At 62.8% G+C, this 14,068-nt stretch carries 14 protein-coding genes; 6 read left to right on the forward strand and 8 right to left on the reverse strand.

Annotation, left to right across the window (positions count from 1 at the left end):
• Nucleotides 1-67 precede the first annotated feature (67 nt).
• A complete protein-coding gene (locus tag Q7J44_RS22285) occupies nucleotides 68-367 on the forward strand; it encodes a hypothetical protein (RefSeq protein WP_304883274.1) in 300 nt (99 codons plus the stop codon).
• Nucleotides 368-471: 104 nt separating this feature from the next.
• Here the strand turns inward: Q7J44_RS22285 and Q7J44_RS22290 are convergent, their stop codons facing one another.
• The 6 genes from Q7J44_RS22290 to Q7J44_RS22315 all read right to left on the reverse strand — a co-directional run bounded on the left by Q7J44_RS22290 (nucleotide 472) and on the right by Q7J44_RS22315 (nucleotide 7,332).
• Nucleotides 472-951: a DUF411 domain-containing protein gene (locus Q7J44_RS22290; protein ID WP_304883304.1), complete on the reverse strand. Its 480-nt coding sequence runs from the start codon at nucleotides 949-951 to the stop codon at nucleotides 472-474.
• 167 nt (nucleotides 952-1,118) lie between these two features.
• The gene (locus Q7J44_RS22295) at nucleotides 1,119-3,005 is read right to left on the reverse strand and encodes a transglycosylase domain-containing protein (protein ID WP_304883275.1); all 1,887 of its coding nucleotides are present in this window, start codon (nucleotides 3,003-3,005) and stop codon (nucleotides 1,119-1,121) included.
• 427 nt (nucleotides 3,006-3,432) lie between these two features.
• Nucleotides 3,433-3,864: a YqaA family protein gene (locus Q7J44_RS22300; RefSeq protein ID WP_304883276.1), complete on the reverse strand. Its 432-nt coding sequence runs from the start codon at nucleotides 3,862-3,864 to the stop codon at nucleotides 3,433-3,435.
• Nucleotides 3,865-3,867: 3 nt separating this feature from the next.
• Nucleotides 3,868-5,175, reverse strand: coding sequence for an MFS transporter (locus Q7J44_RS22305; protein WP_304883277.1), 1,308 nt, complete (start codon nucleotides 5,173-5,175; stop codon nucleotides 3,868-3,870).
• Nucleotides 5,176-5,433 (reverse strand): metal-sensing transcriptional repressor, encoded by a 258-nt coding sequence (locus Q7J44_RS22310; protein ID WP_304883278.1) that lies wholly within the window; start codon nucleotides 5,431-5,433, stop codon nucleotides 5,176-5,178. It abuts the gene before it with no gap.
• A gap of 348 nt (nucleotides 5,434-5,781) precedes the next feature.
• A complete protein-coding gene (locus tag Q7J44_RS22315) occupies nucleotides 5,782-7,332 on the reverse strand; it encodes a winged helix-turn-helix domain-containing tetratricopeptide repeat protein (RefSeq protein WP_304883279.1) in 1,551 nt (516 codons plus the stop codon).
• 139 nt (nucleotides 7,333-7,471) lie between these two features.
• Between Q7J44_RS22315 and Q7J44_RS22320 the strand changes: the two genes are divergently transcribed.
• From Q7J44_RS22320 to Q7J44_RS22330, 3 genes are all read left to right on the forward strand, one after another.
• Nucleotides 7,472-7,840, forward strand: coding sequence for a cupin domain-containing protein (locus tag Q7J44_RS22320; protein WP_304883280.1), 369 nt, complete (start codon nucleotides 7,472-7,474; stop codon nucleotides 7,838-7,840).
• A 64-nt stretch (nucleotides 7,841-7,904) separates the two neighbouring features.
• Nucleotides 7,905-8,984, forward strand: coding sequence for a PLP-dependent cysteine synthase family protein (locus Q7J44_RS22325; protein WP_304883281.1), 1,080 nt, complete (start codon nucleotides 7,905-7,907; stop codon nucleotides 8,982-8,984).
• Between the two features lie 30 nt (nucleotides 8,985-9,014).
• On the forward strand, nucleotides 9,015-10,475 hold the full coding sequence (locus Q7J44_RS22330) for a pyridoxal-dependent decarboxylase (RefSeq protein WP_304883282.1): 1,461 nt from the start codon (nucleotides 9,015-9,017) through the stop codon (nucleotides 10,473-10,475).
• An 86-nt stretch (nucleotides 10,476-10,561) separates the two neighbouring features.
• Here the strand turns inward: Q7J44_RS22330 and Q7J44_RS22335 are convergent, their stop codons facing one another.
• Together Q7J44_RS22335 and Q7J44_RS22340 are read right to left on the reverse strand one after the other, a co-directional pair.
• Nucleotides 10,562-11,965 (reverse strand): ATP-binding protein, encoded by a 1,404-nt coding sequence (locus Q7J44_RS22335; protein WP_304883283.1) that lies wholly within the window; start codon nucleotides 11,963-11,965, stop codon nucleotides 10,562-10,564.
• Nucleotides 11,962-12,684 carry a response regulator gene (locus Q7J44_RS22340; protein WP_304883284.1) on the reverse strand — a complete coding sequence of 241 codons (723 nt, stop codon included), beginning with the start codon at nucleotides 12,682-12,684 and terminating at the stop codon, nucleotides 11,962-11,964. The genes Q7J44_RS22335 and Q7J44_RS22340 overlap by 4 nt, the downstream gene beginning before the upstream one ends.
• Nucleotides 12,685-12,868: 184 nt before the next feature.
• Here Q7J44_RS22340 and Q7J44_RS22345 point away from each other — a divergent pair, with 184 nt between their 5' ends.
• Nucleotides 12,869-13,360 (forward strand): EF-hand domain-containing protein, encoded by a 492-nt coding sequence (locus Q7J44_RS22345; RefSeq protein ID WP_304883285.1) that lies wholly within the window; start codon nucleotides 12,869-12,871, stop codon nucleotides 13,358-13,360.
• Nucleotides 13,361-13,564: 204 nt separating this feature from the next.
• Nucleotides 13,565-13,951: a DUF302 domain-containing protein gene (locus Q7J44_RS22350; protein WP_304883286.1), complete on the forward strand. Its 387-nt coding sequence runs from the start codon at nucleotides 13,565-13,567 to the stop codon at nucleotides 13,949-13,951.
• Nucleotides 13,952-14,068: the final 117 nt, after the last annotated feature.

Consider the following 14,068-nt stretch of genomic DNA (forward strand, 5'->3'; position numbering starts at 1 on the left):
CAAAGCGCCGGCACGCTTCACCAAGAAGCTCGCGGCCTAGGAACGATCGAACGGCGTCGGTCGTCTTGTGAAGAAGGAAACGCCGCGGCTCTATCCGACCTGGACAGCACCCGCCTCCTTCAGGCTGCATAAGGGCAACTTCTCCTCCGACGGGGTGATCCTCGTCACCATCATGCGGAGCCATTCGGCCGACAGCAGGCTGATCTTCGAGGTGGCCGAGGAACCCAAAGCCGAACTGCTGCATCTGGCGGAGTCCATCACCGCGGCTGAGCTCTGGATCGTGCGCGAAGGCTATCGCAACGTCCGTCTCGAAATCGTCGGCACTGAGCACGGCGAAAGGGCAGGGCGCGCGGAACTGGCCGCCTGATTCGCGTCGATGCCGGTCCGCTGTGGATAGAACCGCTGGTCAGGAGGTCGACGACTGGATCGCGGCCCTTCTGTCGGTCTTGGCGCTTCTGGCAGTGTTCCGGCTCAGACTGGGGGGTAGCTTTGGAAAACCTCGGCGCTACCATCCTGCCGGATCAGGTATACGACGTAGGCCTCGCGTTCTGCCTCTGGGCCCATGCCGGGCGAGCCGTAAGGCATGTCCGGCACCGCCAGTCCAACGGCTTCAGGGCGGTCTGCCAACAGACGACGGATGTCGGCGGGTGGCACATGACCCTCGATCACATAGCCTTCGACGTGGGCCGTATGACAGGACGCCATGTTTTCCGGAACGCCGCTGGTGACCTTGTGAGCCTGAAGGGCGTCGTAATCGAGCAGCTCGACGGTGGCGGCGAAGCCGTCGGCTTCTATGATCTCAATCCAAGCTGTGCAACACCCGCAGTTGGGATCCTTGGCCACGTGGATCGCCGTAGGTGCGGCGTCGGCTGCTGCGGGCCGAAGGCCAACGGCAACGACAGCAGCAATTGCAAACAAGGAAGCGCGACGAGTGAGAGCGAGATGATTCATATCTGCGTACCGATCCGGAGCATGGCTTTTGGACGCATCCTTGACTGCATCGGTTTGCTCCACAAGGCGCTTCAAGGTCGCAGCCACGCAGATGTGCGGTCAGACCGATTGTCTGACTGCGTTCCGGCCGGTCTTGGGCGCGCTTAAACGATAAGGGTGACAGACGCTCAGCGTTTCTTGCCTTTGGCCTTGCCGCCGCCACGGCTTTTCTTGCCGCGATCCTTGCTGCCGCCCCGATTGCCATTGTCGATACGGACGGGAGCCTGATTAACAACCGGCGGTGGTGCCGGTGCCAGAACTGGCGCAGCCACTGCCTCCGGCTGTCGAGCAGCTCCGAGCTGCAAAGGTGCAAGGCCGGTTTCCTCTGCCATGAAGGCTTGCCAGATCCGTGCGGGAAGGTCGCCGCCGGTGACGCCCGGCATGGGAGTATCGTCGTCGTTGCCCACCCATACCCCGACCACAAGCTGATCCGAAAATCCGACGAACCACGCGTCGCGGTTGCCCTGGCTGGTGCCCGTCTTCCCCGCCGCAAAGCCATCAAGTGCGGCGTTGCGTCCGGTGCCATTGCGCACCACCCCTTCAAGCAGCGTGACGAGGTCCGCATGGTGATCCAACGGCCGCGTGGCTTGTTGGGGAAGTGCCGCCAGCAGGCCGCCATTGCCGGTCGTCGGTGCCAGGCTGGAGATTGACCATGGTTGAATCGGCATCCGGCCCGCGGCGACCGACGCGAACGCGCCGGTCAGGTCGAGAAGTCCGACGCCTGATGTGCCAAGCGACAGGCTGAGGTTGCGGTCTAGTTCGGCATCAATGCCAAGATCGTTTGCAGCAGCGATGATGTCGTCAATGCCAACCTCTTGCGCCAGACGCACGGTTGCCGCGTTGAGTGACTGCGCAAACGCCTGATCCATGCGCACGCGACCGGCATAGTTTCCGCCGTAGTTCTCGGGGCGCCAGTCGCCAATCTCGATCGGTGTGTCTTGCAGGGGGGTGTCGAGCGTCCAGCCGTTTCGGAGTGCCGCCAGATAGACGAACAGTTTGAACGTCGATCCCGGTTGGCGCCGCGCCTGCACCGCCCGATTGTATTGGCTGGTTGCGTAATCCCGGCCTCCGACCATGGCCACCACCGCGCCGTCAAGGGTCATCGCGACCAGTGCGACCTCTGTCGGGCTGCCGTTCGCCGTATCGGCCAGCTTTTCTGCAATCACGCGTTCTGCCAGTGCCTGCGACTCCGGGCGGAATGTTGTTTTGGCACGGACCGAGCCCAGACCGGGCCCGACCATCGCTGCGGCTTCGCTCAGAACAAAGTCGGCAAACCAGCTGCCACCATCCCGGCTTGGCGCACTTGTGTTGGGCGTTGCTGGCGCAGTTCGCGCGGCAAGCGCCTCGGCTTCGGTCAGCACGCCGGACTCCACCATGGCGCCCAGCACCACACTTGCGCGGGTCTGCGCGTCTTCAAGGTTGTGCAGGGCATTGGCCTTGGACGGCGCGCGGATGATCCCAGCCAGCATCGCGGACTCGGCTAGGGTCAGATCGCTGACCGGTTTGTCGAAATAGGCGAGTGCAGCCGCCCCGATGCCGACAGCGCCGCCGCCGAAATACACGTTGTTCAGGTAGCGCGTCAGAATGTCGTCCTTGGACAGCCGCGCCTCCAGCCGCAGGGCAATCAACGCCTCGTCTGCCTTACGCTTCATCGTTCGTTCACTGGTCAGAAACTCGATCTTGGCCAGCTGCTGGGTGATCGTACTGCCACCCTCGACCACGCCATTGGCGCGAAAGTTCCGCCAGGCCGCGCGCGCCACACCGCGAAAATCAATGCCGCCATGGTCAAAGAAGCGCCGGTCCTCGATGGCCACGATGGCTTTGACGAGGTGATCCGGAAGATCTGCCCGCGCAGCCGGGGTGCCGCGCAACTCACCGCGCAGGCCGATCAGCGTGCCATCGGCGGCTTCGACAATAACCGCCGGTGTTGGCTCTGAACGCTCTGTGGAAAGATCAAGCGGGACGGCATAGACCAGCCAGGCCAAAGTGCCGCCGCCAATGAGAGCAATGACCATGACCAGCGCCAAAACAGCTTTGAGAATCTGTCGGCTACGACGACGCCCGGGACGCAGAGGCGGACGGGTCACGGGGGGCGGAGTTTCAGCCATGTCAACTGTGCTCTGATACCGGTCGGGCTTGCAGGGCACGAACCACTGGTTTGCGGGACTTCTTCACATTTCATGAAGAACCGACAAAACAGCTTCGCGGCCGCGAAAACCTGATTGTCAGATCGCATGAGCCTTCTGCCGTATGGCACCATGTGTCAACGTAATGTTCACCTGGGGGCCTTCGAACGCCCGTCAGCACAATCACATCTTCGCGTGTGGGCGACCTTATCCACTGAAGGACTGCCGCCCGTGAACAGGTTCGGGCAAGGCTCAGACCGTGCCGGATTGGGCATGGTTACGGTTCCCGCATCTGGATGGGTTGGTCTGATCCGGGTCAGGTCGCAAGGCCCACGGTTATCCATGCCAGCACCAGATAGCGGCCGCCCTTGGCAAGGGTGACGATCAGCAAGAACCGCCACAACGGTTCACGCAGCACGCCAGCAACCAGCGTCAGCGGATCGCCCACAACCGGAAGCCATGCGCCAAGCAGGCTCCAATAGCCCCAGCGCGCATACCAGCGGGAGGCCTTGTCCATCTGGTTTTGCGAAAAAGGAAACCAGCGTCGATCAGAGTAACGGATGAGAAACCGTCCCATCACCCAATTCACGACAGAGCCCAACACATTGCCCACCGTGGCCACGACCAGTAGCAACCAGACGGTGTGAACCCCTTGCACGATCAGCGCAACCAGCACCGCCTCGGATTGTGCAGGGATCAATGTGGCTGCGACAAGGGCTGCCACAAACAGGCCTGCAAGCTCCAGCATGGATCAGGCCGCCCTTGGCCAGCGGGGGTGGATTTCATCAATCACAAAGGCATGGCTGTGCCGGGGGCCGTGGTTGGTCAGATGCGGGTGATCGGGGGGAAGGTCGGGGTGGTCATGCGCCAGATCGCTGGCATCTTGCGCGGGCCAGATCCGCAATACCGCCATCAACCCCAGCGCCCCGATCCCGGCCAGGATCAGCGCGGCAACGGAAAGCCCCGCAGCAGCACCAACCCACCCGGCAAGCGGATAGGTCACAAGCCAAAAGGCATGGCTCAGCGCGAATTGCGCAGCAAAGACCGCGCCCCGGTCCGCCTCGCGGGAAGAGCGGTTTATGATGCGGCCGATGGGGGTCTGGGTCAGCGAAAAGCCAAAGCCGATCAGCGCCCAGAGGGTGATCAGGCTGGCAAGGTTGCCCACCAGCGGCACCAGTGCCACGCCCGCCACCATCAGGCCAGCCCCGCCGATCATCACAGGTCGGTCCGCCATCTGCTGAAGGATGCGCGGTAGCAGGAAGGCCGCCAACATCGACCCCGCGCCAAAGCCCGCGAAGGCCAGCGCGACAGATTCCGCGCCCAGTCCCAACCGGGCCTGCACCAGAACCACCGTGTTGACATAGACCATCGCACCGGCTGCGGCGACCGCAGCCTCCATCACCATCAGCCCGCGCAGGCGAGGCGTTCGGGTGTAGATACGGATGCCTTTGGTGACGTCGGCCCAGAAATGGCTGTTCTCGCCCCGCATCCGACCCGGCAGACGCGCGGTCATCACGAGAAGGGCCGAGGCGACGAAGCCCACGACTGTGCCCGCAAACAGCACCGGAAAGCTGACCACCGTCAGAAGCAGCGCCGCGATCATGGGCGAGGCGAGTTGCTCCAGATCCTCGGCCAGCCGCAGCAGCGAGAGGGCGTTGGTGTAGTCATCCTCGTCCTTCAGCACATCCGGGATGACCGCTTGAAACGCAGGGGTAAACCCGGCCGATGCCGCCTGAAGAAAGAAGATCAGCACATAGATCTGCCAGACCTGATCGACAAAGGGCAGGCAGGCGATCACGCCCGCGCGGATCAGGTCCAGCGCCACAAGAAAGGCCCGGCGCGGCAGGCGTTCGGCCACGGCCGCCGCCACAGGTGCCAGCGTGACATAGGCTATCATCTTGATCGCCAGCGCCGTGCCCAGAACGGCCCCCGCATTGTCGCCCGCTAATTGCCAGGCGAGCAGCCCAAGTGCCACGGTCGCCAGGCCAGTGCCCAGCAGCGCAACGATCTGCGCTGCAAAGAGATGGCGGAAGGTCGGGTTGCGCAGGGTCTTCAGCATCTAGAAGGGCTTCGTCAGGGATTTGATTTCGGCCAGATCGTGATCGCCCCCGGCGGTCACACAGTGGTCAATGTGATCGTGGATCAGCGCCCGCTTCGCCTCGGCCACTGCGCGCTCAACAGCATGAAGTTGCGTGGCCAGATCAACGCAGGACCGACCCTCCTCGATCATTCCGATAACCCGCCGCAAATGCCCCTCGGCGCGCCTCAAGCGGGTGGCGATGGCAGGGTGGGTTGCGTGGCGATGAGGCTCTGACATGTGAAAGGCCTATCCCCCATGGGGGGATAACGCAAGAAACAAGTAGGCCCCGAAAAAAGAGCTCTGAGAAGCAGAGGCGCTGGTCTGTCCGCGCGTTCGCGTGGTGCTGGCATACCGGGTGCAAGGCGCCTGGCTTGGCCGGTTCGGCGAAAGCCTGGAAAGCACCTTTGGGATAGATAGATCCCCGCAATGATCACGGTTGGCACCACCTTTGCCCATTGAGCCGTTCGCCGTTGCGTCTGGTAAGCCGGGGGCGTGGTCTGAAACACATGCGATGTCCGGCCTGGGCAGGGCGAAGGGCGGAGCGTTTACTGGTCGATGACCTTTGCTTATCCATCAAATGCCAGCTCAGAAGCCTTGGCGGCCCAGTTCTTCGGCGATCCGCGATCTGGACGCGGTGTCACGGGTGGGAAAGGCGGTGAAGTAATGCGCGGCCCTTGCGTCCGGCTTCAGTCGCCGGACGGTTTGCCGCCAGCGCGTAGCCTGTTCGTGCCCCCCGGCCAGACCGTTCGCCGCCATCGCAATCATGGCGATCAGGTAGTGAGCGCCGGGCGTGGTGGCCGCTCGGTCGCCCCAGCGGGCGGCAGCGGCGTAGTCGCCGGTCTGCATGAACATCTGCGACCGGACGCCGTGGATGCCGTAGAGCAGCGGGTCAAGCGGGCTGAGCTGCAACGCCATGTCCAGCCCGGTCTTAGTGGCGCCGAGGTTGCCTGTCAGCATCGAGGTCAGGGCAGAGGAATAGTAGCCCTGCGCATAGTTCGGATTGAGCCGCGTCGCCCGGTCAAGCCAGTCTGCCGCCACATCAAGATCATTCGTCAGCCAATGCGCGCGGCCCATGGTGAAATTCGCGAACGGGTCCAGTGGGTCCAGCTCCAGCCCGCGTTCGGCATGGTGGCGCGCCGCGCGTCTGGCGTCTGCAACGTCAGGACCCAGATGAAGAAAAGCCTCCAGAAAGCTTGTGAAGGACAGCCCCGCATGGGCGCGGGCAAAGCGCGGGTCCAGCGTGACCGCCCGCTCAAAGCAGCCCTTTGCGCGCAGATTGTCTGGGGCGGTAAAGCGATACAGGTGCTGCAAACCCAGATGGTAGTGGGCCCAGGCATCCAGCGTTTCGATCGGGGCCATCTGGGCAACCCTCGCCTCGTTCAGCGGAATATAGACTTCCAACGCTGTGACAAGATGCGCCACGATGCGGTTGCGAAGATCATCAATGGCATCGAGCGGTGCGGCAATCCGATCCCCCCAGATCACCTCATTGCGGCTGCTGTCCGCAAGTTCGAGCGTGACTGCAATCCCGCGCGAATTGGCTTCGACGATCCCGGACAGCACATAGCGCGCACCGAGCGCGGTTGCGACAAGATCAAGATCCGGGTCAGGCTTGCGGAACCGAAAGGACGACCCGCGCGCGATCACCGCCAGCCAGCGCAGCCGCGACAGGGCCTGAATGATTTCGCAGGGGATGGCATCTGCAAGGATCGCAAGGTCTGGTGCCATGACTAGCGGGCGAAACGGCAGAATGGCGATGGAGGGCCTGCCGGTCAGCACACCGTCCGGCGCCGCGCCTGTAATTGCTGCCGCGACCTGCGCGGGCGCGGTTTCCACGACATCCGCCACGAACCGAAAGCCTTTGCCATGCACGGTGCGGATCATAGTCTGCTGCTGGCCATCGTCGCCCAACGCCTGCCGTGCCGACCGGATGCGGCTGGAAATGCTGGCATCCGAGGCGATGCGCCCCTGCCAGACCTTTTCGGAGATCTCGTCCTTTGTCACCATGCGGTCGCGATGGCGGACCAGATGCACAAGAAGCGCAAGCACCTGCGGTTCCAACCCCACCGGATCAGTGCCGTGGCGCAGTTCAAACCGTTCCGGGTCTAGGTGAAAGTCACCAAAAATCCATGCCATGCGGCAGAATACCGCAGAATCGAGATCTTCTTCAGGAAATCTTCAGACCTCCGTCAAGCCCGCCAGATGCAAAGGACGTAAGCTTGACGTGCACACTTACTCTGCGACTGAAAACCGTACCCTTGCAACGGAGGACGCCATGCAAGCGAATGCCATAGAAACACGTCGGTTCGAGACTCCAGACCAACGGCTGGACATGAAGGAACGCGGCGGCATTTCCATCGTCAAAATGGCCGACGGCAGCGTGGGAATGCACGCGATCTTCGAGCCCGGCTGGACCTGGGAGGCGGATGAAAAGCCGCTGCTGGGTTCGCCTGATGCCTGCCCGATGCGTCACACCGGCTACTGCATTTCGGGGAAGCTGGTTGTCCGGATGATCGCCAGCGGTGTCGAGACGCGTCTTGGCCGCGGCGACTTCTTTGAAATCCCGCCGGGGCATGATGCGTATGTCGACGGTGACGCGCGGGTTGAACTCATCCTGTTCGCACCGCCTGAACATCAGCACTGACGGGCCGGTCATCTCGGACCGATGCGCACGATTGAAAACCCTGAACATCCGATGGAGGAAACCAATGGACGCGATGGCGATACGGACAACCAAAGGGCGCGGAATGCTCTACGACAGCATTCTGGATACCGTGGGTGATACGCCCGTTGTGCGGATCAACAACCTCGCCCCTAAGGGGGTGCGGATGTACGTCAAGGTCGAGGCGTTCAATCCGGCAGCCTCGGTCAAGGACCGGCTGGCGTTGAACATCATCGAAGCGGCCGAACGCGCTGGCACCCTGAAGCCGGGACAGACCGTGGTAGAGGCAACCAGCGGCAACACGGGCATCGGGCTGGCCATGGTCTGCGCCCAGAAGGGCTATCCGCTGGTGGTGACGATGGCCGACAGCTTTTCGGTCGAGCGGCGACGGCTGATGCGGCTGATGGGCGCAAAGGTGGTGCTGACCCCACGTGCGCAAAAAGGCACCGGCATGTATATGAAGGCGGTCGAACTGGCAGAAAAACATGGCTGGTTCCTCGCCCGCCAGTTCGAGACCTCCGCCAATGCCGACATTCACGAAGCCACGACGGCGCGCGAGATCATCGGCGATTTTGCCGGGGACCGGCTGGATTATGTGGTGACCGGCTACGGCACCGGTGGCACGGTTACGGGCCTTGCAAGGGTGCTGCGCCGCGAACGCCCCGAGACGCGGATCATCCTGACCGAACCTGCAAACGCGCAACTGGTCGGCAGCGGCGTGGCACAGCAGCGCGGAACTGGCGGTGCACCCGCCGCCAGCCACCCCAGCTTTGAGCCGCATCCCATTCAGGGCTGGACGCCGGATTTCATTCCCAACGTCTTGCAGGAATGTCTGGACAGTGGCGGCTATGACGGCCTGATCCCGGTCGCAGGGGCCGAAGGAGTCGCCTGGGCGAAGAAACTGGCGCAGCGCGAAGGGATTCTGACCGGCATTTCGGGGGGCGCGAGCTTTGCCGTGGCGATGGGCATCGCAGAGCGGGCAGAGCCGGGCTCGGTGATCCTCGCGATGCTGCCCGATACTGGCGAACGTTACCTCACGACGCCGCTCTTTGCCGACATTCCCGAAGACATGGACGCGGACGAGGCGGCGCTGTCGGCGTCAACGCCCGGATTTCAGATGGGCTGAACCAACTGGCACGGAGAGAGGGAACACACAATGACAGCGCAGGATAAGATTGTCGTGGAAGAAACCCTCGACCCGGCCGACTGGTCCGAAGCGCGGGCGGTGGCGCACCAGATGGTCGATGATGCCATCGACCATCTTTCCGGGGTGCGTGCCCGCCCGGTCTGGCAAGAAATGCCTGCAGCGGTACGTTACACTTTTGCGGGTCCGCTGCCGCAGGAACCGCAACCGCTCAATGCGGTTTATGCCGAAATCAGGGCCAGTCTGATGCCTTACCCTATGGGCAATGTCCATCCGCGGTTCTGGATGTGGTATATGGGGGCGGGTAATTTTACCGGCGCGTTGGCCGATTTTCTGGCCGCAATCGACGGGTCGAACCTTGGAGGCGGCAATATGGCCGCGGCGCAGCTGGATCGTCAGGTAACGGACTGGATCCGCGACATGATGGGCTTTCCGGAAGGTTCCAGCGGCACGTTGGTCAACGGCGGATCGATGGCCAACATCATCGGGTTGATGGCGGCCCGCAACGCTATGGCCGGGGTCGATTTGCGACAGCAGGGTGTGGATGCCATGCCGCAACCGCTGCGGTTCTACGCCTCCGATCAAGTTCACAACTGTCACCAAAAGGCGATGAACCTGTTGGGGCTGGGCAAGCGGTCGCTGTGCAAGGTGCGGTCGGATGACGACTTCTGCATGGACCTGCGGGCGCTGAAGGATCAAATCCGCGCCGACCGCGATTATGGGGAACGCCCAGCCTGCGTGATCGCGACGGCGGGCACCACCAATACCGGGTCAATCGACGATCTGCCCGCCATTGCCGATCTGTGTGCCGAAGAAGGGTTGTGGCTGCATGTCGACGGCTGCATCGGCGCGTTGATCGCGATCGCCCCGACCCACCGCCAACTGGTGGCCGGAATCGAGCGGGCGGACAGCCTTGCTCTCGATTTGCACAAAGGGCTTCAGGCCCCGTTCGATGTCGGCTGCGCATTGGTGCGCGACCGCAGGCTGCATCGGCAGACCTTTGCGGAAGATGCCGAATACCTGCAGAAGATGTCACGCGGTATCGCTGCTGCCGAATTCCTGCATGACTACAATCTGGACACGACGCGTGGGTTCCGGGCGCTCAAGATCTGGATGATGCTCAAGGAACACGGGGTCGCCAAGTTTGGACGGCTGATCGATCAGGGTATCATGCAGGCGCAATATCTGACCGGGCTGATTGCTCGTAACTCTTCCTTGGAGTTGATGGCGCCGACGGTGACGGATTTGGTGTGCTTTCGCTTCAATCCAGGTGGAATGGAGGAAGTCGCGCTGCGCGACCTCAACATCGAGATCATGCTGCAGCTGCAGGAGGCTGGAATTGCCGCCGTGTCGGATACTACTGTGAAGGGACGACACTGTCTGCGTGTGGCCATCTGCAACCACCGGACCAGGCGTACCGATCTGGACTTGCTGGTGACCGAGGTGCTGCGATTGGGGGCAACCGCAATGTAGGCAGTGCAGACAAGGCTCTTCCGAGGTGACGATGCCGCGTGCAGTGCAGCGCCTCGCCGAGTGAGTTTTACCGGGTTTGCCGAAGGTCAAGCAGCTTCCGTTGGCAGGGTCACAACAGCTTCGAGTCCCCCTTGGAGGCGGTTGTGCAGTATAACGGTCCCGCCATGTGCCTGGATGATGGTTCGGGCGATGGCGAGGCCCAGACCGACGCCGCCGGTATCGCGGCTGCGGGATCCTTCGAGGCGGACGAAGGGTTCAAACACGGCCTCAAGCTGATCGGCGGGCAACCCCGGCCCGTTGTCTGCGATGGTGATGACGACAATTCCCGGTGCTTGCGTCAACGTCACCGAGGCCACGCCGCCATATCGAACCGCATTGTCGATCAAGTTGCGCAGCGCGCGGTTCAGCGCGTGGGCGTGGATGGCAACCGGCAGGGGCGGCGACGGCGCAAGGGTCGCCTTGTTCCCACCAACGTCGCCCACCAGATCGCCCAGCAGCGCGGCAAGATCGACCACGGTTGCGGGTTCCGCCTTTGCCACACCACGCGCGAATTCCAGCGTGGCTTCGACCATGGCCTGCATTTCCTCGACCAGCGCTTTCAGCCGGAGGCTGTCTTCGGTTTCATCGAGCATTTCGATCCGCAAGCGCATCGCGGTCAGCGGCGAGCGCAGGTCGTGGCTGAGGGCGGCGAGCATATGCGTGCGCTCGTTCACGAACCGGGTCAGCCGGTCTTTCATCCGGTTGAAGGCCTGCGTGGTTTCCTGCACCTCGAATGGGCCAGCCAATGGTAGAGGGTCTGCCTCAAGACCGCGACCCAATCGGTCGGCACCAATGGCGAGGGCGCGCATCGGACCAACCACACGCCGCGCGGTCCACCATGCCACCAGTGCGACCGCCAGCGCCATCAATAGCAGCGGCAACAGGGCCTGCGGCGTCAGTTGCAGGCTGGGGCGGTGAAACATCGTGCGCACATTCAGCCAGTCGCCCCCCGCAAGCCGGATCGACAGAGTCAGCTCGATGGGGTCGGTCCGTCCGGCCATCATCGCCTCGTGCATGGGCCGCATGGCGGCGGGCACGCCATCCGGCATCGGCAAGGACACGACCGGCAGGGTGTGAACATCGGCGCGGACCTCGCGCGCTGGTTCACCGAGGATCTGGCGGATCTGGCGCAGGACCATGTCGGCTTCGGCGCTGTCATGCAGTGCGTCTGGCTCGGGGTCGACTTCAAACCTGACCAGCGGCGAGTCCGCCGCCCGCAGGATCGAGGGGCGCAGATCACTGGGTGCGCTGTCCAGCAGCAAAACCACGTTCGCCGCGCGCCCGGCTGCCTCCAGCCCCAAAGCCGCGCGGATCGCGCGGTTCCTCTCGTCGGTTAAAAGCACAAGGCCAAGACCTTGCGTGACGGCCAGCGCCAAGAGGAGCATAACCAGCAACTGCCCGCCGAGGGATTGTGGGAATAGCTTTTGCAGGAAAGGTAAGCGCGGGCTCACGGCACTTCCCTCACATCGGCGGCAAGGCTGTATCCGCCGCCCCAGACCGTGGCGATCAGCGCGGGTTTCGCGGGATCGGCCTCGATCTTGCGGCGCAGACGGCTGATCTGGTTGTCGATGGTGCGGTCGAATACCTGTGCAGCGCGACCCGATGTCAGATCCAGCAATTGTTCGCGGCTGAGCACAAAGCGCGGCCGTTCCAGAAACACTGTCAGCAGGCGGAATTCGGCAGTGGTCAGCGCCACCTTGGCGCCATCTGTGTCGGTCAGGGTCCGGCGATCAGTGTCCAGAACCCAGCGATCAAAGGCCAGCCTATGCCCGGCAAGACTGCCGCCGACCACTTCCGCCCGGTCGGCCCGGCGCAGGATCGCCTTGATCCTGGCCAGCAGCTCGCGCGGGTTGAAGGGTTTGGGCAGATAGTCATCCGCGCCGACCTCCAGCCCGACGATGCGGTCGGTCTCGTCTCCCAGGGCGGTCAGCATCAGGATCGGAATGTCGCCTTGCGCGCGCAGGCGACGGCAGACCGACAGGCCATCCTCACCCGGCATCATCACATCCAGCACGATCAGATCGAACTGCCCCACCTTCATCGCCGCATCCATCGCGACGGCATCGGCGGCAGAGGTCGCGCGCATCCCGTTCTTCTCCAGATACTTCACCAGCGCATCGCGGATCTCGCGGTGGTCATCAACGATCAGGATATGCGGCGGTTGGGTCATTTTCTTGTCTCCTGATGCCGACCCTAGCCGAACCTGTTGGTTCTGCGGACAGAAGTTTGTCGCAAACCTCTCTCAGCGCCCGTGCCTGCGACAGTTTGATACAAAACAGGCGTCCCCCTGACAAACCTGTGGGACACCTGACCCCCAGATTGGAATTATCGCAATCCAGTCCAGGAGAGACAAAATGAATCGCTCGACAAAATTCGCCCTCGCAGCCGTTGCCGCCCTTGGCGTGGCCGCTGTCGCTGTGCCGGTCGTCGCCCAACAGGGCCAGATGCAGCATGGCAACATGCAGCATGGTGGCATGATGGGGGGGGGAATGGGTATGATGGGTGGCGGCATGATGGGCGGCGGCCAAAGCTATGCCATGGCCACGTTCGACACCAACAAGGACGGCACGCTCAGCCCCGAGGAAATGTCGGCTGGCATTCAGGCGGAACTCAAGACCTATGACACCGACGGCAACGGCACGCTGTCGCTGGAGGAGTTCGCGGTGATGCATGCGGCCCACACCCGGCCGATGACCGTGCGCGCCTTCCAGATGCACGACGCCGATGGTGACGGGCAGGTGACCGATGCTGAAATGGCTGCCATGGCAGAGATGATGCAAAGCCATATGGGCGGGCAGCAGGGCGGCATGCCGGGCATGGGTCATGGTATGATGGGCAACAACTGACACGCGGCTTTCCGCCAACCGGGCGAAGGTCCGGTTGGCGGGAGAAAGCCCAACACAGATCAGGAGGCTATGAAGATGAACGGCTATGGTATGGGTTTGGGAATGGGATTTGGCTGGCTCTGGATGATTGTCATCCTTGTGCTGGTCGGCCTCGCGATTGCGGCGCTGGTCAAATACCTGCGCAAATAGACGGAGGGAAACCCGATGGATTATACGATCAACCGCCTGATCACAGGCGAGGATTTTGACGCAGTAGATGCGCGGACCCGTGCTGCGCTGGCCGCACATGGTTTTGGCATTCTGACAGAGATCGACGTCAAGGCGACGATGAAGAAGAAGCTGGATGCGGAGATGGCGCCCTACCGTATTCTGGGCGCCTGTAACCCGAAGATGGCGCTGGAAGCTATCGGCATGGAACCACGCGTCGGTGCGATGCTGCCCTGCAACGTAATCCTGCGCGAGGTCGCGGGCGGAGTGGAGGTGAGCGCGGTTGACCCGGTTGCCTCGATGCAGGCCATCGACAATTCCTCGTTGCACAGCGTAGCGGGGAAGGTGCGGGACATGCTGGCCAAAGCCGTTGCAGAGATATGATCAGGCTGCGGCGACACTTCGCGCTTGACCTTCCAACACTGGCACGGAGCACTTTCGAACCGGAGGGCCACGCATCGGTCTTCACGCGACATTGACCGCGAAAAGGAGAACGCCATG

Origin of the sequence: Pseudotabrizicola sp., from assembly GCF_030656345.1 — a bacterium.
GTDB lineage: Bacteria > Pseudomonadota > Alphaproteobacteria > Rhodobacterales > Rhodobacteraceae > Pseudotabrizicola.